This window comes from Ruegeria sp. BF6, assembly GCF_056538665.1.
Genome location: NZ_JBQFTN010000021.1, coordinates 28,575 through 52,204, shown reverse-complemented (window position 1 = coordinate 52,204; position 23,630 = coordinate 28,575). Strand labels below are relative to the sequence as shown.

Annotated in this window: 24 protein-coding genes; 16 read left to right on the top strand and 8 right to left on the bottom strand. The window is 54.4% G+C overall.

Going from position 1 to position 23,630, the window contains the following annotated elements; all coding sequences use genetic code 11:
• Positions 1-11 precede the first annotated feature (11 nt).
• Together ACR0IM_RS22635 and ACR0IM_RS22630 are read right to left on the bottom strand one after the other, a co-directional pair.
• A complete protein-coding gene (locus ACR0IM_RS22635) occupies positions 12-1,088 on the bottom strand; it encodes a LacI family DNA-binding transcriptional regulator (protein ID WP_170336593.1) in 1,077 nt (358 codons plus the stop codon).
• Positions 1,089-1,218: 130 nt separating this feature from the next.
• Positions 1,219-2,226 carry a LacI family DNA-binding transcriptional regulator gene (locus ACR0IM_RS22630; RefSeq protein ID WP_217359715.1) on the bottom strand — a complete coding sequence of 336 codons (1,008 nt, stop codon included), beginning with the start codon at positions 2,224-2,226 and terminating at the stop codon, positions 1,219-1,221.
• Positions 2,227-2,440: 214 nt separating this feature from the next.
• Between ACR0IM_RS22630 and ACR0IM_RS22625 the strand changes: the two genes are divergently transcribed.
• The 7 genes from ACR0IM_RS22625 to ACR0IM_RS22595 all read left to right on the top strand — a co-directional run bounded on the left by ACR0IM_RS22625 (position 2,441) and on the right by ACR0IM_RS22595 (position 8,912).
• Positions 2,441-3,709: an ABC transporter substrate-binding protein gene (locus tag ACR0IM_RS22625; RefSeq protein WP_170336595.1), complete on the top strand. Its 1,269-nt coding sequence runs from the start codon at positions 2,441-2,443 to the stop codon at positions 3,707-3,709.
• A gap of 74 nt (positions 3,710-3,783) precedes the next feature.
• The gene (locus ACR0IM_RS22620; RefSeq protein ID WP_170336597.1) at positions 3,784-4,629 is read left to right on the top strand and encodes a carbohydrate ABC transporter permease; all 846 of its coding nucleotides are present in this window, start codon (positions 3,784-3,786) and stop codon (positions 4,627-4,629) included.
• Positions 4,626-5,462 (top strand): carbohydrate ABC transporter permease, encoded by an 837-nt coding sequence (locus ACR0IM_RS22615; protein ID WP_170336599.1) that lies wholly within the window; start codon positions 4,626-4,628, stop codon positions 5,460-5,462. The genes ACR0IM_RS22620 and ACR0IM_RS22615 overlap by 4 nt, the downstream gene beginning before the upstream one ends.
• 23 nt (positions 5,463-5,485) lie before the next feature.
• Complete coding sequence (locus ACR0IM_RS22610) at positions 5,486-6,526, top strand: ABC transporter ATP-binding protein (protein WP_170336601.1); 1,041 nt, start codon at positions 5,486-5,488, stop codon at positions 6,524-6,526.
• Between the two features lie 12 nt (positions 6,527-6,538).
• Complete coding sequence (locus tag ACR0IM_RS22605) at positions 6,539-7,816, top strand: amylo-alpha-1,6-glucosidase (RefSeq protein WP_170336603.1); 1,278 nt, start codon at positions 6,539-6,541, stop codon at positions 7,814-7,816.
• The gene (locus ACR0IM_RS22600; RefSeq protein ID WP_170336605.1) at positions 7,813-8,499 is read left to right on the top strand and encodes a D-lyxose/D-mannose family sugar isomerase; all 687 of its coding nucleotides are present in this window, start codon (positions 7,813-7,815) and stop codon (positions 8,497-8,499) included. The genes ACR0IM_RS22605 and ACR0IM_RS22600 overlap by 4 nt, the downstream gene beginning before the upstream one ends.
• A complete protein-coding gene (locus ACR0IM_RS22595) occupies positions 8,487-8,912 on the top strand; it encodes a GNAT family N-acetyltransferase (protein ID WP_170336607.1) in 426 nt (141 codons plus the stop codon). Before ACR0IM_RS22600 ends, ACR0IM_RS22595 begins: the two co-directional genes overlap by 13 nt.
• A 272-nt stretch (positions 8,913-9,184) precedes the next feature.
• On the opposite strand, the gene ACR0IM_RS22590 is transcribed toward ACR0IM_RS22595, so the two are convergent.
• The 4 genes from ACR0IM_RS22590 to ACR0IM_RS22575 all read right to left on the bottom strand — a co-directional run bounded on the left by ACR0IM_RS22590 (position 9,185) and on the right by ACR0IM_RS22575 (position 13,367).
• Entirely contained in the window at positions 9,185-9,817 is a 633-nt protein-coding gene (locus ACR0IM_RS22590; RefSeq protein WP_170334882.1) for a tyrosine-type recombinase/integrase, read from the bottom strand.
• Between the two features lie 231 nt (positions 9,818-10,048).
• Complete coding sequence (locus tag ACR0IM_RS22585; protein ID WP_170400931.1) at positions 10,049-11,224, bottom strand: alpha/beta hydrolase; 1,176 nt, start codon at positions 11,222-11,224, stop codon at positions 10,049-10,051.
• A gap of 254 nt (positions 11,225-11,478) precedes the next feature.
• A complete protein-coding gene (locus tag ACR0IM_RS22580) occupies positions 11,479-12,225 on the bottom strand; it encodes an outer membrane protein (protein WP_253282656.1) in 747 nt (248 codons plus the stop codon).
• Positions 12,226-12,293: 68 nt separating this feature from the next.
• Entirely contained in the window at positions 12,294-13,367 is a 1,074-nt protein-coding gene (locus ACR0IM_RS22575) for an AraC family transcriptional regulator (protein WP_480683289.1), read from the bottom strand.
• Between the two features lie 479 nt (positions 13,368-13,846).
• Here ACR0IM_RS22575 and ACR0IM_RS22570 point away from each other — a divergent pair, with 479 nt between their 5' ends.
• The 4 genes from ACR0IM_RS22570 (at position 13,847) to ACR0IM_RS22555 (ending at position 17,273) form a co-directional block, all read left to right on the top strand.
• The gene (locus ACR0IM_RS22570) at positions 13,847-14,902 is read left to right on the top strand and encodes a DUF1214 domain-containing protein (protein WP_170334888.1); all 1,056 of its coding nucleotides are present in this window, start codon (positions 13,847-13,849) and stop codon (positions 14,900-14,902) included.
• A gap of 17 nt (positions 14,903-14,919) precedes the next feature.
• Positions 14,920-15,930 carry a DUF1254 domain-containing protein gene (locus tag ACR0IM_RS22565; RefSeq protein WP_170694911.1) on the top strand — a complete coding sequence of 337 codons (1,011 nt, stop codon included), beginning with the start codon at positions 14,920-14,922 and terminating at the stop codon, positions 15,928-15,930.
• Positions 15,931-15,970: 40 nt separating this feature from the next.
• Complete coding sequence (locus ACR0IM_RS22560; protein WP_170334892.1) at positions 15,971-16,759, top strand: transporter; 789 nt, start codon at positions 15,971-15,973, stop codon at positions 16,757-16,759.
• Between the two features lie 160 nt (positions 16,760-16,919).
• Positions 16,920-17,273, top strand: coding sequence for a phosphate-starvation-inducible PsiE family protein (locus ACR0IM_RS22555; RefSeq protein ID WP_170334894.1), 354 nt, complete (start codon positions 16,920-16,922; stop codon positions 17,271-17,273).
• Between the two features lie 395 nt (positions 17,274-17,668).
• On the opposite strand, the gene ACR0IM_RS22550 is transcribed toward ACR0IM_RS22555, so the two are convergent.
• Together ACR0IM_RS22550 and ACR0IM_RS22545 are read right to left on the bottom strand one after the other, a co-directional pair.
• On the bottom strand, positions 17,669-17,971 hold the full coding sequence (locus ACR0IM_RS22550; protein WP_480609275.1) for an SH3 domain-containing protein: 303 nt from the start codon (positions 17,969-17,971) through the stop codon (positions 17,669-17,671).
• Between the two features lie 102 nt (positions 17,972-18,073).
• Complete coding sequence (locus tag ACR0IM_RS22545) at positions 18,074-18,466, bottom strand: GFA family protein (RefSeq protein ID WP_171722476.1); 393 nt, start codon at positions 18,464-18,466, stop codon at positions 18,074-18,076.
• Positions 18,467-18,735: 269 nt separating this feature from the next.
• Between ACR0IM_RS22545 and ACR0IM_RS22540 the strand changes: the two genes are divergently transcribed.
• From ACR0IM_RS22540 to ACR0IM_RS22520, 5 genes are all read left to right on the top strand, one after another.
• On the top strand, positions 18,736-19,023 hold the full coding sequence (locus tag ACR0IM_RS22540; RefSeq protein ID WP_480508195.1) for a WGR domain-containing protein: 288 nt from the start codon (positions 18,736-18,738) through the stop codon (positions 19,021-19,023).
• A 526-nt stretch (positions 19,024-19,549) separates the two neighbouring features.
• Positions 19,550-19,954: a DUF3768 domain-containing protein gene (locus ACR0IM_RS22535; protein WP_480609273.1), complete on the top strand. Its 405-nt coding sequence runs from the start codon at positions 19,550-19,552 to the stop codon at positions 19,952-19,954.
• A gap of 221 nt (positions 19,955-20,175) precedes the next feature.
• Positions 20,176-22,041 (top strand): ParB/RepB/Spo0J family partition protein, encoded by a 1,866-nt coding sequence (locus ACR0IM_RS22530; protein ID WP_480609272.1) that lies wholly within the window; start codon positions 20,176-20,178, stop codon positions 22,039-22,041.
• Positions 22,042-22,218: 177 nt separating this feature from the next.
• Positions 22,219-22,755: a hypothetical protein gene (locus ACR0IM_RS22525; protein ID WP_170591526.1), complete on the top strand. Its 537-nt coding sequence runs from the start codon at positions 22,219-22,221 to the stop codon at positions 22,753-22,755.
• Positions 22,756-23,001: 246 nt separating this feature from the next.
• Positions 23,002-23,604: a methyltransferase domain-containing protein gene (locus ACR0IM_RS22520; protein ID WP_170591528.1), complete on the top strand. Its 603-nt coding sequence runs from the start codon at positions 23,002-23,004 to the stop codon at positions 23,602-23,604.
• The last annotated feature ends 26 nt before the right edge of the window (positions 23,605-23,630 follow it).

Sequence of the window (23,630 nt, the reverse complement as noted above, 5' to 3'; positions counted from 1 at the left end):
AAAAGGTAGGATTAACCCCGTGAGCCTAGCGCTGGAAACCCAATAGAATCCCGACGGACTAGGACTGCCTTTTCGAGATGCTTGCGCTTTTTTGGTGCTTCTGTGTTTTGAATGTGCTCCATCAAAAGATTCGCCAGTTGAGCGCCTGACCTTCGATAATTGACTGAATAACTGGTTAAGCCGGGAGAGAGACAATCGATCATTCTATGGTTCCCGAACCCAACAACCGAAACTTGGTCACCGACCAAAATCTCTAATTCCCGACACGCTGCATACACTCCGAACGCAGCCGCATCACTTGCGCACAAGAATGCTGTTGGCGGGTTCTTCGACGATAGTAACACTCGAGCAAATTGTTTCGTTTCTTGCATGTTTGAACCACAGGCGCTCTGAAACCCTGGTACCATGGCCAAATCAGATTGGCTCATCGACCGATGAAAGCTTTGCAACCAATGATCGGGTTCGATGTTGCTCTTTTTGAGCCCGACAAACGCAATTCTGGTGTGTCCGCTACCTTTAAGTATGGACACCGAGTTAGCGATGCACCCATCGATATCAACATCGCAATAATGGCTGCTCAAACCGTCGACATGGCCGTAGGTGACAAAAGGCACCCCAAATTCAGTTAACATTTCAATGCGTGAATCGTTGGTGGTCGGAGCGGGTATGATGCAACCATCGACGCGTTTTTCTTGAATGATCAGGCGCTGGATTTCTGAAAGCCTTTCAAGACCGTTCGTCGAACAAACCGTCAACGTCCAATCCCTTGACAGAAGCTCGTTGCTAATCCCTTCAATCAATTCGAGCGTTGCTAGTGCATTCGCTTCCTCATACCCCTGCGGCAAAATAATGGCTGCAGACTGGCTCGTACCTTTCTTAATGGATCTTGCGATAGCTGACGGATAGTAACCAAGTTTTTTCGCCGCATCTTGTACTCTTTGCTTTGTTTCCGTTGATATATCGGAATAGCCGGAAAGTGCTCGCGAGACGGTGCTCTTAGAAAGCCCAGTATGTTCGGACAGGTCTGCGAGGGTTGTTACCCTTGGGCCAACCTTCCTTGAGTGCTTTTTCTTGCTTCCATCCGACATAAGGTTGTTCGATATCTACGGGGAAAACGATGTCGAGATGCTAGGGTGCAACGCAACGCAAACTAGTCCTTCGCTCCACGTGCTGGACGAGTATCGACCTGCTGCTGTAACAGTCTGAGCTGAAACATTTTTAAGGATTGGACACGACTCCTGAGGTTTCTCGCACTTTCAGCGTTGCGGAGTATTCGAGATGTCGAACAGGGAGATTTGGTGAACGCATTCGGTCCAGCAGGATCTCTGCCAAGCGCGTGCCTAGCATTTTGGGATTGATCGCCATGGTAGTTAGGCCTGGGGTAGAGATACTGGCATCCTCGATGTCATCGAAGCCCACGACCGAAAAATCACGTCCTGGCTTTAACCCGGACCGGATCAATCCCAAGCAAGCTCCAAGTGCGGCGACATCTCCATTGCAAACGATGCTTGTCACCTCGGGGTGCTGCTTGCGGAGTGCCGCGATAGCGTCAAAACCAGCGCGCTTGCTCTCTTCACAAGGCCAAACAATTGGCTGAACGCCATCCAACTGTTTAAGAGCGTCTAGGTACCCCGATATACGCTCTTCACGTACTGATGTTTGCTCGGTACCGCCAAAATAGGCAATGTGCCTGTGCCCTAAATCGATCAAATGCTGGGTGGCTTGACTGAGAGCTTCAGTGTTTAGAACGCCGACGTAGTCAAGAGACTTTGAAACCTTTCGCATGAAGGTGACCGTGGGTACGCTATGAGCCTTTATAAGCTCCAATGATTCTTCGTTTGTTTCGATCGCCGGAACCCATATCAATCCACCTCGACCAAATCTGATGCACGCTTCCATGAGACGAGCCTGGCGTTGAAGTTCGTCTTGCGCATCGAGAATCGAAACCATGAAACCTTCAGTTTCAAGAAGGTCCACGGCGCTGCTGACTACTTCAGAATTAAATGGGTTTGCCAAGGTGTTAAGCATAAACCCTATTTCACGGTTTTCACCTGAACGCATAGTGGCCGCTGCGTGATTTGGAACGTAGCGCAGTCGCTTCGCGGCGCTCAGGACTTTCTGGCGCGTCTGCTCTGAAATCCGGCCGGTGTCGCGCATCACCTGACTGACGGTGGGTACTGATACGCCCGCTTCTTTGGCAACGCTGGATAGGGTGGGCTTTTTCATTATGGCAGCAGTTTTAGATATAACGTTATTCTAGATTTGCAGGCGACTCAAAAAATATCAAGTAAATTATGAATAGCGTGAGATAGTCACAGGCTTGACTCGTGATATAACGTTGTATCATAGTGCCTCCATTCGCCATAGGTTAATCCAAGTTCGTCGGCGAGGGAGGGAGGTTGCCAGGTTTCGGTCAACCTCAGGCATAACGGAGGAAAACATGTCTATTCATTCGAAACTGGCGGGTGCCGTATCCGGTGTTGCCATGCTTGTTGGTGCCGCTGCCGTACAGGCGGAAACCCTGTTTTGGTCCACGCAGGCCCGACCTGCTGAAGAAGCGCAGGCGATGCGGACCGAGGTTCTCGGCGGATTTGATGGCGAAGTTGATTACCAGCCGAACGAAGATGGGCCTTGGCTGACACGTCTGCAAGCCGAACTACAAGCTGGTTCGGGGAGCATTGATTTGCTGGGTTCATTGCATGGTAACTTCTCGGCGATGAACCCCGAAGACCTGATGGATCTCGGCGATCTGGGTGTCACGTCAGCCTCAGACACCTTTAACGATCTGGCCAAGCTTGGAACTGACAGCCTTCACTACATGCCATGGATGCAAGCGAGCTATATCATGGCCGCGAACACTGAAGCGCTGCAGTACTTGCCTGAAGGTGCAGATATCAATGCATTGACTTATGACCAGTTGATTGCCTGGGCGGCCAATGTTGAAGAAGCGACCGGCCAGAAGAAATTCGGCTTTCCTGCAGGTCCCAAGGGGCTGAAGCATCGGTTCTTCCAGGGCTACCTCTATCCGTCCTACACAGATGGTGTTGTGCGTACTTTTGCGTCGCCAGAGGCCGTGACGGCATGGGAGAAATTCAAAGAACTATGGAGCCACACAAACCCTGCATCGACCAACTTCTCTTTCATGCAGGAACAGCTGTTGAACGGCGATGCCTGGATCGTTTTTGATCACACCTCACGTCTGGCGCAAGCCTTCAACGAGCGCCCTGACGACTTCGTTGCCTTTCCGGCACCTGCGGGTCCGACTGGTCGCGGTTTCATGCCTGTTCTGGCAGGTGTTGCCATCCCGCGAACCGCGCCAGATGCCGAAAGCGCGAAAGCTCTGGTAACTTATCTGATGCAGCCTGAGACGCAGATCGCGACCCTAAAGGCAACCAACTTCTTTCCTGTTGTTGATGTCGAACTGCCAGACGATCTGCCGCCTTCTGTCAAGGCAGCAGGCGAAGCGGTTGCCACAATGAGCGGATCGGCAGACGCCAATCCTGGACTATTGCCTGCAGGCTTGGGCAGCATGGGTGGTGATTTCAACCGTGTCTATGTGGACACGTTCGAGCGCATTGTTTTGGCGGGGCAACCCATCGAGCAGGTTCTGGAAGATCAGAAGAAACAGCTTGAAAAGATCATGAACGAAACTGGCGCTCCCTGCTGGGCCCCTGATGCGCCTTCAGACGGCCCATGTCCCGTCGAATAAGTCCAAACAAATAGGTGGGCCGCTTTGGCGGCGGCCCGTTTCCCAGCATTTTCCCAATTCAAAGGAGCGGTCCGATGGAAGCGCGGCTATTGCCATACTTTCTGATCCTCCCGGTGACCCTGTTTCTCTGTATGTTTTTCCTCTACCCGTTTGTGCTGGTTGCGCAGGAGGCGTTTGGAACTGAGAACGGTTTTTCACTGGATAACTTTCGTGAGGTTGTGAGCTACTGGAAGTTCCCGATCTCGATGAAGAATACATTCCTTCTGGCCGCTGCTGTCGTGCCGATCCAGCTGGCACTGTCCCTTCTGATGGCCACGATGGTCACGAAGATGCAAAAGGGCCGCGATCTGGTTCTGTACATTTGGACAATTCCGCTTGGCATCTCTGACCTTGCTGCCGGTATCATCTGGCTGGCGATCTTCGAGCAATCGGGTTTCCTGAACTCGATGATGGTGGGACTTGGTGTCACGGACCAACCTGTGAGCTTGCTTAGCTATCAATCCCCCTGGATCGTCTTCCTGGCGATTATGCTGGCCGAGATTTGGCGCGCAACCGCGATCATGCTTGTGATCCTGGTGGCGGGCATCGGTTTGATCCCCAAAGAATATTATGAGGCCGCCGATGTGTTTGGAGCCTCTCGGTGGAAGCAATTCACCCGGATCACCCTGCCAATGTTGCGTCCATCGCTGCAAACAGCACTGATCCTGCGCGTCATTCTGGCATTTGAAGTCTTTGCAGTCGTTGCAGCGCTCGGTGGCACGCTCTTCCCGGTGCTCATGGGCGAAATCTATGCCTACCAATTTGACCTGCAAAATGGCGGCGGAGCAGCTGCACTGGCGATCATCGTTCTGATCATCTCGATCGTCTTTACTCTGCTCATCATGCGCGCACTGCGTGTCCCGAAAGGAGCAACGATATGACCGCTGTAGCTGATGTTGTAGCACCTGACGCCCGCAAGGCGGGCAGGGGGATCTACCGGGCCGGAGTGATCTTGCTGTGTGCCTGGGTGATCGTACCGCTGTACCTGTTGTTCGTGAACACGATGTCTTCACCGGAAACGGTGAACAGCTTCCCGAAGAGCTTCATTCCGGAGTTCAATATGGGATCCATAAACTTCTTCATGGGGTTCCAGGGGATGCTGATGGCTTTGTGGAACTCGGTGGTGGTTGCTGTGCTGACGATGGTGATGTCAATCACCATCGGAGCGCCGGCTGGCTACGCTCTCTCTCGGTTTGAATTCCGCGGGAAAGAGCTGTTCCGGCTGCTGATCTTGCTGACGCGGGCTTTCCCGCTTCCGCTTCTGGCGCTTCCGCTTGCGGTTCTCTTTATACGCACAGGACTCGATGACACGGCCTTTGGCCTGTCTCTTGTGCACACGACCCTGGCGATTCCGTTCGCGGTGCTAATCACCTTCTCGCTCTTCTCCGGCATTCCGTTGGAGCTGGAGGAAGCAGCCTGGACTTTGGGCTGCACGCGATTGACCGCATTTACCAAGGTGATCCTGCCTCTGGTGTTGCCAGGTATCACGGCTTCGGCGATCTTCGCCTTCGTGATTTCGTGGAACGAAGTATTCGCGGCCGCCGTGCTGACCATCGAGAACCGAACGCTTCCCGCGTTTCTATTGCAGACATTGGGCGAAGCTCCGTTGCACCTGAAATTCGCAGGCGGCTTCATCCTCGTGGTGCCTGCACTGATCTTCATCTTCGCTGTGCGCAAATATCTCTTTGCCATGTGGGGCATCGCCAACCGCTAAGCGGTGGCCGAAAGGAAACTGTTATGGCTGAAATACAGATCAAAAACGTCGCCAAGAACTTTGGATCTTACCAAGCTCTTCACGACATCAACCTGACCATCGCAGACCAGGAATTCATGGTCCTTCTGGGGGCCTCTGGCTGTGGTAAGTCTACGCTACTACGTATCATCGCCGGACTTGAGACGGCTACAACCGGTGAAGTCTGGATTGGAGGGCGTCGTGTGGATCACCTATCGCCCAAGGATCGCGGCATTTCGATGGTGTTCCAGAACTATGCGGTCTTTCCACACCTGACGGTGTTCGAGAACATCGGCTTTGGTCTGCGGATGCAAAAATTGCCTGATGACGAGGTCAAGCGCCGCGTCGAGCGTACGGCAGGTTTGATGCACATCGAGCAGCTCTTAAAGCGCTATTCGGGCGAGCTGTCAGGCGGACAACGCCAGCGTGTGGCGGTTGCCCGGGCGTTGGCAATGGAACCTGATGTGATACTGATGGACGAACCGCTTTCGAACCTGGACGCTCTGTTGCGGATGGAAATGCGGGCTGAGCTAAAAGGTGTTTTGGCCGAAAGCGAAACCACCGCCATTTACGTGACACACGATCAGGTCGAAGCCATGTCAATGGCCGACCGGATAAGCGTCATGCATCAGGGCAAAATCGTTCAGGCAGCCTCGCCTATCGAGGTGTATAGGGATCCAGCGGCCGAGTTTGTGGCCAGTTTTATCGGCAATCCACCGATGAATTTCCTCCCCGCTGAAGCTGCGGGCTCCGGTCGCTGGACAGTGGCGGGACAGAGCTTTGATGGACCGGCAAGTGGCAAAAATCTGAAGTGGGCCATTCGCCCGGAAGATCTGCGCATCACGGATGCAGGCTTTGCAGCACGCGCCAAGGTTGTTGAGCCCTTGGGCGCACATCTGCTGGTAACCTGTGATGTCGACGGGCACCAGTTCCGCGCTGTTCTGGACAGTGAGCTTAGCGTGAAGCCCGGCGATGTACTTACGCTGGCGCCCCAAGAGGGCAGAGGGCGTTGGTTTGACCCAGAAACCACTTTGGCCGTCGCTTAAAGGAGAAGCACAATGAGCCAAGCGCTGATTGATCAGGCCCGCAAAGTCATGGACGGAAATGACCGGGGCAGCTACACCGTGCCCACCCATGGTCTCTACCCCTTCCAGTGGAATTGGGACAGCGCTCTATCTGCGCTTGGCTTTTCGCACTACGATATTGATCGGGCATGGGTCGAAATCGAGACCTTAATGGCTCATCAATGGGCCGACGGTATGGTGCCCCATATCATTTTCCATGAACCTGATGATGGATATTTCCCTGGCCCCGACGTTTGGGGAACAAACCGAGTCGTACCCACGACAGGTATTACGCAGCCAGCCGTCGCTGGCTTTGCCTTGCGCAAAATATTTGATCGCTCTGAAGACAAAGTTCTGGCGCGCAGGCGGCTTGCTAATCTACTGCCCAAGATTCATGCCTGGCATAAATGGTTTTACAAGCATCGTGATCCCGAAGCCTCTGGTCTCGTGGCGATCATCCACCCGTGGGAATCTGGTCGAGATAACTCGGTAGATTGGGACGAGGCGCTAGAAGGCGTTCCCATGGAGGGGGTCGCATCATTTACACGGCGCGATACAACACACGCCAACCCTGATCATCGTCCGACGGACGAGCAGTACCGAAGGTATATCTGGTTGGTCCAAACCTTTCGACGTTTGGGTTGGGACAACGCAAAACTTCATGACGCTTCGCCTTTCCGCCTCGTTGATCCGGGGTTTAATGCCATCCTGATACGATCCTGCGACGATGTCGCGGAACTCGCCGAACTCATAGGTGATCCCGATATGGCCCTTGAAGCACGCGCGATGGCGGCAAAGGGTCGTGCTGCGATGGAAAGTCTTTGGAACCCAAAGCTTGGGCAATATACATGCTACAACCGCGCTGCGGGAATTTTGCAGGACACGCCTACGGTCGGCGGAATACTTGCGGCGTTTGCACAAGTGCCAACTGCACGTGCTGAAGCTTTGGTGGCAAGGATCAACTTGTTGTCCCAGCGGTGTGTTTACTTGGTGCCAAGTCATGACCCTGCGGATAGCTCCTTTGACAGCAGGCGCTATTGGCGAGGACCATCATGGCTCATTGTGAATTATATGATCGCCGATGGTCTGATCCTGGCGGGCCAAGAGGCTATGGCACAACGTCTTCTAGCAGATAGCATGCGTCTGATTGAGAAAAGTGGCTTTGCGGAATACTATGATCCGATCAGCGGCGAACCGTGTGGTGGCGGAGACTTTACCTGGACTGCTGCAATGGTAATCGAAATCCTTAAAGTTCAAAAAGTGCCCGCATGAAACGCTCACGCATCAACGAGATTATGGCGCATGCAGACGGCGTAATTCGCTCTCACGGTTTCACTTTGCCACCTTTCGCTTATTGGTCACCCGAGGAGTTCAAGGCACGTGAACGTGACGCCCGTCACGTGATCGACGCGCGTTGCGGCTGGGATATCACCGACTATGGTGACGGTGATTTTGATAGGATGGGCCTGTTTTTATTCACGCTGCGCAACGGTCTACAGAGCGACTTAGCCAAAGGCGGTGGCATGTGCTATGCCGAGAAGCTGCTGATTTCACGGCAGGATCAGCTGTCGCCCATGCACACGCATGTTCTAAAGGCTGAAGATATCATCAACCGCGGCGGCGCGACCCTGGTCGTTGAACTCTTCGGCTCGGATGGCGCGGGTGGGTTTGCAGAAGACTGCGGTGGTGTGGTCTGGTTGGACGGCATCTGCCACAACTTTAGTGCGGGTGAGAAACTGCGCCTGGCGCCCGGTGAAAGCGTCACTTTACGCCCTGGTGATTGGCACGCGTTCTGGGGCGACGGTGGCGATGTTCTGATTGGTGAGGTTTCGACCGTCAATGACGATGAGACCGACAATATCTTTCGTGAGCCCATTGGACGTTTCTCAGAGGTTGAGGAGGATGCTTCTCCGACACATCTTTTGGTTAGCGATTATTCAAAATGGCTTGGCTGATTGAGGAAACAGACAGCGAAGATCTCGCGCTGGAATTAGAAGCCTCCTTGTTGAACGAACTGAGCCGCCGTCGACCGCAAGGGGTCAACAGCACAATTGAACTTGTCTGCCATAAGGATGGAGTTCTGAAAGGCGGGCTTCTGGGTACAACATCTTACGGTTGGTTCTTGCTAAAAATACTTTGGGTGGCCCCACCGTTTCGGCGTCAGGGGCTGGCAAGAGCCCTGTTCGACCGCGCCTGTACCTTGGCCAAGGCGAGAGACTGTCACAGCGTGTGGCTCGATACCTCAGACCCTAAGGCCCGACAGGTCTATCTTCGTTGGGGATTTGTACAGTTTGGCCATCTGGAAAACGGGCCGGATAAGACGCCCCCTGAGCATTGTCGTTGGTTTTTGCAACGTTTAATTATTTGATCCACAGTGCGAAGCCTTGGAGTGCATTGTCGGCTACTCACAACGGATTTGCTGCAGAGTTTAGTTGAGGTGTCTCACACCGCGATTACAAAGCGCATGCAACAGTTATTCGAGAGGGAAGCGCCGAGGCAATTATTTTCGCAGACTGTTGGTTCGCCAGATTCTCAAGTTCGCGACTGCGGCGAATGGCGGCTTCGGCGGGCCGCGTCGCAGCGATCACGGATATTGCTCAATGGCAGGATTGGGCCGCCTGCGAAAGCGACCCAACTGCACTAGATTTCAATGGCTTCGGCGATCGCTAGAGCGTCTTCAAGTTCGACGCCCAGATATCTAACTGTGCTGTCCATCTTGGTATGTCCAAGTAGCAACTGTACCGCGCGCAGGTTGCCAGTCTTCTTGTAGATCTGGGTTACTTTGGTACGCCGCATTGAATGCGTTCCGTATGCGCTTACCTCAAGGCCGATGGATGTGACCCACTCACGGACGATCCGTGCATACTGGCGAGTTGAAATGTGCAAGCGCTCATGGAAGCGGCCAGGCCAAAGATACTCCGAGCCAACCATAAGTTCATCCTCCATCCACTTCTCGACTGAAGCTCGCGTGCCCTCGGAAATCTCGAAGCGGACTGGTTTCTGAGTTTTGCTTTGCAGGACGGAGGCACGCTCTTTGATCTGTCCCGATGCCATCACGTCGACGACCTTCATCTTCACAAGATCACAGCCGCGAAGTTTGCTGTCGATTGCCATATTGAACAGCGCGAGGTCGCGATGGTTCTCGGCCAGTTCAAGTCGAACTCGGATCGCCCAGACGTGCTTTGGCTTCAGCGGTCTTTTCTGGCCAACGATACGTCCTTTGTTCCAAGCTGGGCGAAGCGCGCGAATGGCTGGTAAATTTGGTGTTTCCATGACTGATCCTCCGATCCGCCATGCCCTCCCAAAGCGACAACCCGACGTTGACGAGGCACCATATCAGAGGATTTCTGCGCTGCCTCCGAGGTCTGCAGAGAGCCCACTTCTACCGATGCTGCGCGTTGCTCGAACGTCAGCTTTGCGTTGAGCATTCTAGGTGCGTTGTCAGGCTCATAGATTAAATCCAGAAACTGGTTCTAATGGTTCTGACCCACTGGAGTCCCAGTACTAGCTACCATTTCGAAAGCGTTGCAGTGTCTGCGGATAATTCGATGGAAAACTCCAGACAGCTTCGCCCGGAGCACGCACAAGCCCGCGCGCTTGAGGATCTCGGTCTGTAAGCAGAGAAATGAACAGGTCACTGCTGGCCCAGGGCGAAGACCGAAAGTACCAATGCCCGTTTCCTGTATCGGCTGCTTCGGCCTCGGTCACATCGATGATATGTAGGGTTTTCATCTCAGACAGTCGGCGCTGGAACAGAGACCCATTTATTGCTTCATCGGAAACTTGACCCAGACGGTCGCGGCCGAAGACCAACCGTGACATCGCCAGCGCTGAATCGGTCTGCGATTGATAGAGTGTCACACCTATAACGGCATCCAGAAGGCCGTCTTCAATTGATTGCAAGAAATAGCTTCGATCAAGATCGCTGCTGATCAGGATCAACTGCCCCAGCCGCGGCTTTGGCCCAGGCCGCAAAGCAATCTGATAGGCGGCTTCAAATGCGAGCCTTGAGCCTGCGCTGTATCCTATAAGGTGAATGCGCCGGGCGTTGGTGTTTGCCGACAAGTATTCGACAAGAGACCGCAAATTGCGGCGCGTCGCCAATGCAGATTCCTGATCCCGAAAATACGCCAAGCGATTGGGTGTAGCGGGCCAGTTGTAGCTGATGAAGGCGCCCTGATAGCCCAGAAAGTGTTGCAACTCTTTGGAGACAAGGGTCGAGTAATCAAAATCGACATTGTAGCCATGGACATAGATGAAAATGTCTTTGTTGCGAGAGGCTGCAAGGTGATCGTCAATCCATTGGGCAAACCGAAGTCCGGCTGCCTTCATCTCCTTTTGCGAAGGTGGATCGTTCATGTAGCGCGTGACACTGAACGGCATGACACCAATCTCTTGTACGTCAGACAAGCTGAGCGTGTAGTCCTTAGCGCGGTCGCGCGTCATGGTAACGTGGCGAAGCTTTTTCAACGTCGCCAATGGGGGGTTGCTTTGCACTTCGGCAATGCCGGTACGCAGAATGTGACCGCGCTCATTGTTGTAATAGGCTTGTGGGTCGCCGGGAACCGCGGGCAGCCGATCTGTAGCGTAGAATAGCTGCGAACGCTGCACGAAATTGTCTTCCGTGATGTCCTTGTAAGGGTCAAAAGCAGCCTCGGCATAGACCGTTGGGGAGGGCATCAGTTCAATTTCGTCATAGATGTTTGGCCCGCAGGCAGCGAGGACACAGAACGAACACACGGTTGCCGCAGGCAAAGCTCTGGCAATCAGTCGCCTCGTCGTTCCTTTTCTGAATTGCCTTTGTCCGACTGTTCGCATCCGGCTGCAATTGTCGGTCCCAAGCATGTCGGCACCGCTGCTCGCGCCTTGGCGCAACTTCGATACTACAGACCTGTTTGTGTTCGGCATGGCCGCCTTTCGCATAATGCCCTTACTCAGAAGCTGTAGGTCACACCCAACACGGGTCCGAATTGTGAGAGCTTGAACCTGCTGTCAACTTCACCTTTGTCGACCATGATGTAGCGATAACCTGCGCGCAAATTCCACTTTGGAGCGATCGCATAACCTACCGTTGCCAAAAACTGTGCGGTTTCGCGATCTGAGCGAAATCCACCATAGTCGGCCAAGGCAACGGCCGACCATCGGTCATTGATCTGATACCGGATACGGGCCGCAATCAGAGGGTCTATCCAATCGTCGCTGGCACTGGAACTTGGTGCCGGGGTGGGGCCGCCGACCAGAGTGATCGTGCTGCTCGTCTCAAACCAGCGAAACCCGCCACCGAGATCGACGGCCAGGTTTTGGTCTTGATAGGCCGTGTAAGCGGCATATCCACTTAAAAACTGCGTCTTCAGACTGGTTTCAGCGCCACTGAACACCGGGCCGGGAGTGTCATTGTCAAAGGACAGGTCTGTGCGCATGTAGTCCGCGATCAGCGACCACCGGCCACTTCGCGCTTCAAGTGTACCCATGAATGCCAGATCAAGGTTTTCAACCGCTTCACTGAAGCTGAGTTCCGACTCCAGCGATCCAATGGTTGTCTTGGTGTCCGCCGCGTAGATGTAGAAGCTGCCGGAAAAACTCCAGTCGGAGTCCTGTGCCACTGCTGTTGATCCGCCGGGCAGCATCGTCGCCGCAACCAGAAAACTGCTTGCGATACACCGTATTTTTAAGCACGCCATGGCCCGCTCCCCCCTTTGCCTATCCCGAGTTCGAGGCGCGGCAAAAGATGGGCCGCGCCGTTGTCCTGTTACGTTTCACAATCGCATTCGACCGGGTCGAGTATCGGAACAGATGCCTTAACGCTATTCATTTCACGGGCGCGAAACTCTGACGGTGTTTGACCCGTCCATTTCTTGAAGGCCCGTGTCATGGCCGTCGCGTCAGAGTATCCCAAATGATCAGCGATTTCGCCCACCGACAATTCAGACTTGGAAAGCAGATGTTTCGCCTGGTCACATTTGGCTTCGATGACGATGCGCGACAGTGATGTCCCATAGGCAGCAAGCCGTCGGTTGAGAACCGCGCCTCGAAAACCGCATGCCTTGGCGAGCGCCGTAGCCGACAAGTCCGTGCGCCCGACCCTTGAGTTGGCAACGCTTTGGATCGAACTCAACAAGTCTGTAGGTACAGGGTTTTTTTCGTCCTGAGTGGTCAACACGTACTCGGTCGCGGTTCGGTTAACCAGTTCAAACAAAAGCCAGGCACTTGGGAAGCGGATGGAATACCCGTCTGAGCCCGCACCTACCGCCCGGATACCGTAGAAGTAAGACGGGAGCAGATCAGGACGGTTCACACGCACAAGAACCTTATTTGCTTCCCAACGCTGACCTGCGGTTTCATGCAGCAACGTAGCCCATCGGCTGATCTGAAACGCATCCATATAGGCGGCCGAACAGCATGGCGTGAACCTGCGTTTGGCGGACAGCACGGCGAACTCTCCAGAGACATCGAGTGTCATGGTGACCGCGTTTGTGTTGTTTCCCGCATGAACGCAAAACCTGGCAATGAAATCGGCCAGCGACTTTGCTACGCGAAAGGCCTGTCCGAATGGGGATGCAACGGTCGGATCTGAAGTTTGACCAACAAGTGCTGGAAAGTCTGGGGATGTCTTTTGTGCGACGGCTTCAAACACGGCATAGACAGTGTCGTGCGGAATGAAACAACTCGGAGCGTTCAATTCCGAGAAGGATAGATCGAATTCCGCTAGGAGACTTTCTACAGATTGACCGGATTCTTGAAACGCAAGCAAAAGCGGCACGATAACCCGCCCGCGTGTAAGCGGCGGTGTTCTGTGTTGAGCATGTGCGTCATGCCCTGTCATCATAGCTCCTTAAGACCCCGCAATTGAAAGGTCGGGCACGTCAAGCATAGACCAGCGCGGCTCTGTGTCCCTGACCTGCGTCAAAGCGGAAGTCACTTTTTGAGGTAAAAAAGTCAGGTGCCCGCTGGTAGGGGCTCAATCGAATTGAACCACGCTACCCGCAGAGAGTGCGCTCTAAGAGATTGACATCACCACACGAATAATAGGACCGCCGTCGGGTCAATATGCAAAGAGAGTTTCTAGTTGTTGGCCGAAACGCTATCGCTACCTGTCATTTTTAACCAGTTTTCGGAAGCGGTCGCTCCAATCTGTCAGGGCATACATTCGAACTTTGTGGTTTGTTGGAGAGAGATGGCCAAGGCTCCAATTGTAGCATTTTAAAAAACAACAAAATGAGAGGCGTGAGAATGCGCTTTTGATCAGGTGCCGGGACCATCAAGCAATGCATTTCTGTAATTGGCTAGTGGAGCGGGCAAACTATGAATCTCACGCACAAACGCTGGAAACTTGCTGCTTTAGCTGTCCTGATTGGAAGCACAGCGACCGCTCAGAGCTTTGATACCACGGTCGATGCACTTGCTGAGACATATGAAGTGCCCATTACCATAAACAACTTTGTTCGGGCTGCTACAGACAATGAACTGAAGACGTACAATGGCCTGGCCGGAGGCGTAAATCAGTTCTTTCACTTCAAAGAACCCACCCCCATCGACAATCAGCCCACCATTCGGATGAATCGCGACACACTCTACAGCGTTGCGGTTATTGATATCAGCCAAGGCGCAACCTTGACTCTGCCCGATGTGGGCGACCGATACATGACGACGATGGTGGTCAATCAGGATCATTTCATCAATGAAGTGTTCGACGGTGGCGGTGTGTTCCAGCTTGACATGGGTACATTCCATACCCCCTACGTACTTGTTTTCATGAGAATACTGGTGGATGCCGAGAACCCCAAGGATGTTGCGGCGGTCAATGCAATTCAGGACGGGTTCACCATTGATGCTGCCTCCGCAACGCCCTTCGAAATGCCCAATTACGACGCGGAGAGCTTTGAGGCGCTGCGCCAAGCCGCAATTGAGCTGGGCAGGTTCGCCACAGACAGCGTCCGGACTTTTGGTAAGGCAGATCATGTAGACCCATTACGCCATTTCCTTGGCACAGCAGTCGGCTTTGGTGGGCTGCCAGAAGACGAGGCCTTTTATCTTAATATCGAGCCCGGCCTGCCGCTTGGGGAATACAAAATCCAGGTCCCGGCGGATGTGCCAGTGAACGCATTCTGGTCCGTGAGCCTTTATAATGCAGACGGGTTTTTTGAACTCAATTCCCTCGACACGTATGTGGTCAACTCGGTCTCAGGCACCAAGAATGACGATGGCAGTGTGACCGTGCACTTCGGCGGTTGCAACGACGGACGTGTGAACTGTCTCCCGATCATGGATGGCTGGAACTATGCCGTGCGCCTTTATCAGCCGGGCCCAGAGGTCATCGACGGAAGCTGGGTCTTCCCCTCCGTAGAACCCGCAAACTGAACAACAGGATGCTTACGATGAAAAAGCTTCTTCTGACAGTCGCGCTTACACTCCCGACAGGCGTTTGGGCCGAAGACATGGTCGATGTGACCGTCGACACCCTTGTGCGCGCCGAGACAGATCACATGTTTCGGACCAACATGGCCAATCTCGGCCTCGCTGTTGGCGAATTGGGGCATATGCGCGAAGCCACCACACCGGATAACCAGCCCGTCATCCGCATGAACCAGGACACGCTCTACTCCGGCATTCTGCTGGATTTGAGCGAACCCGTCGAAGTGACACTGCCTAAAGCGGATGGCCGCTATATCTCGATGCATGTCATCAATCAGGACCACTTCATGTATGCCGAGGCAGAGCCCGGCACGTATCAAATCACACAGGAAGACCTTGGTACGCGCTTTGGTTTCATCGCGTTTCGCACATTCGTCGATGTGACTGACCCGGATGATATTGCCGCCGCGCAAGCGGCACAGGATGGAATTGTCGTCAGCGGCGGTGGAACGGGCCCGTTTGACGCGCCCAACTGGAACACCGAACAACTTGCCACTGCGCGTCAGGCGATAAACGATTTATCCTTGCTGGGCACCGATTCAGCCCGCGCCTTTGGCAGAACAAAGGACGAGATTGATCCGGTTCAGTTTCTGGTCGGTGCGTTCTCGGGTTGGGGCGGTCTTCCGCCTGAGGCCGCGATCTATCTGTTGGACGCGGTCGATCAGAATGACGGCGAAACACCGCATGCGGTAACCGTCAAGGATGTGCCGGTTCGGGCGTTCTGGTCGGTGACTGTCTATAACGGTGACGGCTTTCTGGAAGCCAATGATCTGGGCGTAAACAGCTACAACGGTTACACAGCCGAAGCAGCAGAAGACGGCTCGGTCACGTTGCATTTCGGTGGGTGCGACGATGGCCGCGTGAACTGTCTGCCGATCACTTCGGGCTGGAACTATGCGATCCGCCTTTATGAGCCGGAGGATGCAATCCTGAACGGCAATTGGACCTTCCCGAAGTTGGAGCCGATCAACTAGGCCACTCGCCCAACCTGCATTTCAAAAGGAGTACACGGCTATGCGTCGATCCCATACTCTTATGGGGCTGCTTTTTGCAGCCAGTGCCGGAACCACAACCGTTGCAGACGAGGCATCCGATCTGGCCCAGGAACTGGCCAACCCGCTTGCGGCAATCGTCTCGGTTCCGTTTCAATTGAACCATGATGAAAATCTGGGCGTCTCTGATCAGGGCTCGCGCACCACGCTGAACTTTCAACCAGTCGTGCCCTTTCAACTGAACGATGACCTTAACCTGATCACCCGAACTATCATTCCTTACATCTGGCAGGAAGACGTTGTGCCGGGCACACGCCAGGAGGGGTTCGGAGATATCCTTTTCTCTGCGTGGTTCTCGCCAATCGGAACCGGGGACATAACGTGGGGCGTGGGTCCCGTTGTGCGCTTTCCAACCTTTAGCAACGTATCGAGTGATACATGGGCTGCTGGGATCACCGGCATTGCACTGCGACAGACCGGTCCGTGGACCTATGGTGCGCTGGCCAATCATCTGTGGGATCTAGAAAGCAACCCCGACACCCCCACGAATGTGAGTTTTGTCCAGCCCTTTCTTGCTTATTCCACCGAAGGCGCGTGGACCTATTCGCTGCAAAGCGAAAGCGCCTATGACTGGGAAACTGATGCCTGGGCTGTGCCTATAAACGCTTCGGTCTCCAAGCTGGTCCAATGGGGGGCGCTGCCGGTCAATCTGCAAGCGGGGGCGGGCTATTGGCTCGAAGCGCCCGAAGTGGGTGCCGAAGGCGTTCGCTTGCGTTTGCAGGCTCAGGTCGTCTTGCCCAGAGGGCGCTGACGTTTGGCTGAAGAACTTTTTATGAAACGTCGAAAATAGGGAGGTCTTGATGGCCGATCAGATGCAACGCAATGCGCAAGCGCATGTCGAGCTTGACCCTGACCATTAGGATCTGATTGTCAGAAGCTGCAATCGGCTCATTCGACACGCCGTTCGGGTGATGTCTTTGTTCATGGTCGTTGTGATCGGATTTGCCGTCATCGACGCCGGTTACTCGTTCTACATCAAGCTTGTAAGTCCACCGGTCCTGATTCTTGACGTCAGTGTTCTGTTGGAGGTTTTTGCGGCCGCGCTTGTTGTGCTGATCGCTATCGAGATTTACACGAATGTCACGCTCTACCTGACGGCCGATGTCATACATGTGAAGCTGGTAGTTGCAACTGCCCTGATGGCCGTTGCCAGAAAGGTCATTACACTCGATACGACGGACCTGGAGCCGCTTTATTTCGTTGGGTATTCTGGACTCGGTCTGGCGTTTGGTGTCACGTATTGGTTGCTGTGGCGTGGCAAGTAGATATTTCAAAGGACGCCTGTATCGACGCTGGCATAAGCGAGATCGCCGACATTAGTGTTTTTTTGAAGCCGCAATCGCCTCCTTATTCAGCCAAAGAAGAAACGCTCGAAAATCTTAAAGAAATCCGGAAGCAGACCTTGGCACCTGCCCGGTGAAAGTTCCCTTTGTCCGCTGTTCAGACCTCTGGAAACGCGTCGATATCGCTGGCGCAGCGAATGTCCGGTTCGGGGAAGCTGCGCTGCAGCGCCTCACTAAGCCACGAAGGTCCGGTATGGGCCGAACACGATCGTGGTTTCCCGCTTGATCCCATCACCGGCAACAAGAAAGCTTCACTGCGGCCTTTTCTGCCAGCATTCTATTATTACAGTAAGATGGCATCGCTGATCATCGTCGTATTAGATTTTCCGCAAGTATGCCCAAGAGACATACCCCTTTAGTCTACGAGCACGCTCCAATGAAACGCGGCACCAACGTGTGCCACCGGTCTGCTCGCAACTGTGAACTCGTAGTGCGGTTCCATTTGGAAGACCAACGATCACATTGAACCCTGTTCCAGGTCCGCTGCGCATTTTTAGCATGTCACCGTCTTCGACTCCAAAAACCTCATAAGGTCCCAGTGACGCCGCCGCAGCCGGCTCAACGCCCATGACGACCCCTAGGAACAAAGCCGCTAAGGGTGAGAAGATTGCATTGCGCATCTTGATGTCCTGCTTGTTGCCTCAACTACAATCGTAGCAATTCGGGTCACCAGAAGGAACAACTCCCAGAAAGAAATGTACGTGATACCAAAGCCTAAACCCCTACATATCTTCCAAGTGGTGGGGAACTCTGGCCCAGTTGGGGGCATCTTTCGCAAAAACCTTTTTCGATGGGCTGAAGTTGTTTGGTTCATCCAGTGTCCCAGCTGCAATGCTCGTCAATCCGAAGGCTGTCACACCCCACAAGCCTGACCCGCAGGTACCGCAGAAATGCTTGATAACAGGTCGGCCTTCCTTTGAGGTCTTCTCAAAGGTCCGTGGTTTGCCCTTCAGTAGCTGTAGATTTTCTGACTTTATCATGTACCCGGCGTAGCCATCTGTACCGGTCATCGATAGGCAATCTCTGCAAAAACACATGAGTTGCAGTACCGCTTCACCGGTGATCCGGTAGCGCACTTCACCACAGAAGCACCCACCTTCCAATGATTGTGCCATGTTCGTTCATCCCTCTATGTCCACTGGGAAGAGTAGTGAACATCGTATGCGCCCTAATCTGAGGCGGCAACATTTCCACATTGCTTCTGGCTATCTCACGCGGAATTTCATCATCTGACTAAATGCGGCAGTTTCCGGCCGTGAAAAATTCTCTTCTGCGTGAGTACGGTCATTAAAGAGAGAAAACTGTGCGGATGTCCGCTCAGTAAATGTAGGTCCGTTCCATTGAGGATCAGAATCCATTCCGACAAATGGATCTTGCAAAGCCATTGGACAGACGTTCTGAATTGACCGACAATCGGATCATGGAGCTGACGGCAACCACACCTGTCCACCTGATCCATGTGGATCCAGACGCCAACATGGCGCGGTTCTATGGGATTGAACTGCAGCCGACGCTGTTTGGCGAAGTGTCCGTCCTTCGCACCTGGGGGCGTATAGGCACAAATGGGCAAGCCATGATGGTGACTTACGAAGGCGAAGGCCAGGCCACTGATGCACTCCAAAAACTCGAAAAGCAAAAGCGCCGCCGAGGGTATGTCCCGGTCGGTGAGTGATTTCGGATTGCAATCTGTTCCATAGCAAATCCCGAGCCTGTCGTCTCGTGACCGGGCTCTAGGTTACAGCCGGCATGCCGGCTTCCACCCAGAACACCCCAGCATGATCTCCCTGAGCCAATAGCCCCTGAACCGTCTCTTGCGAGCCGGGGCAGGGGCTATTGGCTCATGGTCGGCCCATGCCGTGATGATCTGCCCGTTCGGGTGACGATCCCTTTTGCGCTCCCGCAGGATCGAAGATCCTTTGGCCATTTTTGGTGGGTCAGGCGGGATTTGGACAAGCCAAACGCCGCCCGACGTCAGGGGGAAGGCGCGGCCTCCCCCCTCGGACAAGACAAATAGACAAGACCGTGTCCTCGCGCGTTGCGCTGCGGGCCGCACCACTCTTGTCGATTTGTCCTGTCTCGCCCCTCTCCGCGTTCGCCACGGGGCAGGTTTTTGAGACGACGCCCTTTCAGGGCTCGGCTCAAAACCAGCACCAAAGGGGACCAGCCCCGGAGGTCGCACCACAAAAGGAGAGACGGTTTTGATCTTTGAGACGACAAATGACATCGAGAATGACACGAGCCTTCAGGCGGCAGAGATCGCGGCCCAGAATGACCTGTTTCGGAAAGCCCTGATCGATCCGACTGCAGCGATTGAGATACACTCCAATGGCATTCACGGACAGGTGTTTGTCACGCCCGGCGTGTCGGGTGAAGGGATGGAGTTCCAGACCGCAGTTTTGAAGGCGGTCGCAACGGATGACCAGTTCGACGAGGGCAATGACCCTTATGGCGATCACACGTTCGGAACGGTGACAATCAGCGACCAAAAGCTGTTCTGGAAAATCGACCTCTACGACGCGGACTACACATACGGTTCCGACCGCCCGTTTGATCCCGCAGTGACCCGCCGTGTCCTGACCATCATGTGCCCCAGCGAATACTGATTTCTACCGCAGCTCGGAAAGGGGGTGATGAAAATAAGTCAGGAAACCTTGCAGCAACGACGGCGCGAAGCCGTTGAGCTGGTCAAGAAGGGAGGTCTCTCCGCCAAGATCGGCCTCGCCTTCTTGAAACAACACGTAGCCGCCTAAGCGGCCCCGCTCTACCCCGAAAGGGGTAGGGCACCCTTAACACGAAGCGAAACACTCAAACAAGGATTTGCCCCATGAGCAAAGTCGAAACATTCACCGCACCGGAAACCATTGAAACCATTACCCTGTCCGATCTCTACCTGTCTGATCTGAACCCACGACAGGAGGTTGGCGAGGAAGGTATCGCCCTGCTGGCCGACAGTCTGGTCATGTGCGGTCTGATCCAAAACCTGAGCGGTCTTCGGGATGCGGATGGCAAAGTTGCCATCGTTGCAGGTGGCCGCCGCCTGCGGGCTTTGAACATCGCCGTGACCGAGCGGGCCGATCTGGAACAGGTTCCCGTGAAGATCACCGATAATCCGTTTGTGGCGGAGCAATGGGCCAATGCGGAAAACACCGCCCGGGAAGAACTGGACCCGGTGGACGAGGTCCGCGCCTATGGCAAGATGGCCGAGAAATCCCTGTCTGTTGCCAAGATCAGCAATGCGTTTGGCGTGACCGAGGCGCATGTGCGCCGTCGCCTCGCACTGGCAGGTTTGCCCGCCGCCGTTCTGGACGCGCTCAAGGCTGGTGAGATCAGCATGGGTCTGGCGAAAGCCATGACCGTCAGCACCGAAGAAGATAAAATTCTGGAGGTTCTGGAACAGGCTAAAGAGTGTCGGTGGTTCAGTGAGCATGATGTCAAACAGGCCCTGACATCTGAGGCTGTCAGCAGCACCAACCGCAAGGCCGTGTTTGTGGGGCAGGAGGCTTATGTTGAAGCAGGCGGCACGGTCACCGCTGATCTCTTCGCTGATGAAACCCTGTTCAATCAAGGCGCGCTACTGGATCATCTGTTTGCTGAGAAACTGGCGGCAGAAGCAGCAAAGCTACGCGAAGCAGAAGGCTGGGACTGGGTGGACACCCATGAAGACAGCTACATTCCGTATGGGTTTTCGGGCATCGAAGGCATGCACCGTCTGGAGATGGTGAGCCGGGAGTTCACCAAAGAACAGGCCGAGCGGTATGACGAACTTGTCGAACTCTATGAGGCAGAGGCTCTGGACGCGGATGGTGAAAAGGAGCTGGTCGCGCTCGAGGACTATGCAGCACCCTTCTATTCCGACGATCAGCGCAAGCTGTCCGGTGTGTTTGTCTATGTCGGCAACAACGGCGAGATCAAAACATCCTCAGCCTATGTCGCGGATGAACATGTGCAGGCCGCCATTGAGGTCGGCGTTCTGGCCCCGGTCAAAGAGACAAAGACCAAGGAGGCACCAAAACCGGCCTATTCGCAGAAGTTCATTGATGACATGGTGGCCATCCGTCTGGCGGCAATTCAAACGGCTTTGCTGGACAAACCTGATTATGTGCTGAGCCTGTTTGCCTTCTCCGCAACCCCGGCCTCCGGTCTGACCAGCAACCTGTTTGGGTTTGGCTATGGTGGCGCCGAGCGGAACACGCCGGAAATCGATGATCAGTTCATCCTCGACCCGCGTCTTGGCGGGGAGCGGGATGAGGCGGCAGAGGCAGCCTATGACCAGTTTCAGGAGATGTCCGCAAAAGGCAGCGTGGAGGCGTTCAAAGCGTTTCGCGAGCTGGGCAAGAAGACCCGCAACGGTGAGATCACGAGTTTTCTGGCCCGGCGGTTCCTGACCCAACGCCCGGAGTTCATGGCGGAGATCGAGGCTGAGATTGGTGCTGACATGCGCACGATCTGGACCCCGTCCGCTGAGAACTGCTTCAAACGCTTGAAAGGCTGGCAGCTGGATGATCTCTACAAGGACCTGCTGGACCTGCATGTGGACACCGACGCCTTCAAAGCCTTCGCGAAATCCAAGAAGGGCGCGAAGAACGACGCGCTGCACAAGCTGTTCAACGACAACGCGCATCAGGCCGCATTGGCTGTGACCGAGGCACAGAAAGCCCGGATCGATGCTTGGGTGCCGGATTGCTTCTGACCCCAACAGGGCAGGGTGCGTTGCGCCCTGCCTATCAATCTCTGGCTGTGTCAGCCTCAATGATGAAAACTCAAAGTGGCATTGCGCAAACACCCCGTCGCGCATAGCTATCAGAGGTCGGTCACCCGGCTCATTTTCTAAAGCGATCACTTGATCAGAACGGATTTGGTAAGACCCATGGATACCTCATCGAACAAGCTCGAGAAAGCCGCCCGCCGCGTTTGGAAATCCGCGCAGATGTTTGTCGGGTTTCATACGGATCAGAAAGGCAAGCCGCGCGAACAGCCTAAGCTCTGGCCGCCCAAAAACGGGAGCGCGTCAATCCATGGTGACCCCAGCGCACAGGAAGCGATTGTTGTGGTGAAAGCCGCTGATCCGGAAGCCGCACAGGATGTGCAGATTAAGCTGCATCCAAACCGCATTGTTGTGCGCCGGGACGCGGATATGTGGTGGCAAGGCGTGGCGGTGGATGAGCATTCCGTGACGGTCCGCATGGCCGACAACACGATCATTGAAATCCGCCATGACGGATCGGTGAAGCGCCGCTCGGCGGAAGATGAAACCCATGTCGAAGCCGATGGCAGCATCTTCAAGTTCACCGAATTTGCCGAGGCGCATATGACAGGTGACGGGGTGGAAATGACCCGCCGTACCGAGGATCGCATTGCCACAATCACGGCCGACGGTGTTGTCGATCGCGCGCGCAAGCGTTAGCCTGTCTTCAATACCTCGAGACTTCCCTTTGGTTAAACTTGCGGCCCGCTTCGGTGGGCCTCTTTCTTGCGGGAAAGACTGTCAGCAGAGGCTTGCCGAAGTCGCCTCTATTCCCTCCACATGCCGTTCCAAATCCATGTTGACTGTTCTCGCCGACCTAGCCAATGTCGCGCGTTCGTATCGATGCGTCTGCCCCAGCGCACATGTGTTGGAGCCGGTGCAAACCATCAAGGAAACACAAGCAACATGACCGATGACTGGAACGACTATGCCGATGGTTGGGACGACAATGACGACGTCAGACGCTACGCGAGTCGCGCTTTCACCACGCTGGACGAGCACTTGGATATTCGCGGGAAGTACTGGCGATCAAAGCGCGTGCTCGACTTTGGATGTGGCACCGGATTGCTGGCGGAAAAAATTGCGCCTTTTGTGGAGGAAGTTGTCGCAGTTGATACCTCGGAGAATATGATTGCCGTCCTGCAGGAAAAGCAGCTGCACAATGTTAGAGCAGTTCATGGAGATATTCTGGCTGGAGATGTTTCGGGGCTCGAGAACGGGTTTTCAGATTTCGATTTGATCTGCGCGTCTTCCGTGTGCGCCTTTCTCCCAGACTACAGTGGCGCTGTGGCGGTGCTGGCGGGTTTGCTCAACAAGGGGGGACATTTCGTTCAGTGGGATTGGCATGCGTCAGATGATGACGGATTTGGGTTGACACCGAATCAAATGAAGGCCGCGCTGGAGGCGGCAACGCTTGGTTCAATTCGGGTCGAACAGATATTTGAGTTCAAATCTGAGGAGCAGGTCATGCCTGTTCTGATAGGAGCAGGGGTTCGAAATACGGAATGATCTTGTGTTTGGATGCGTGAACAAGC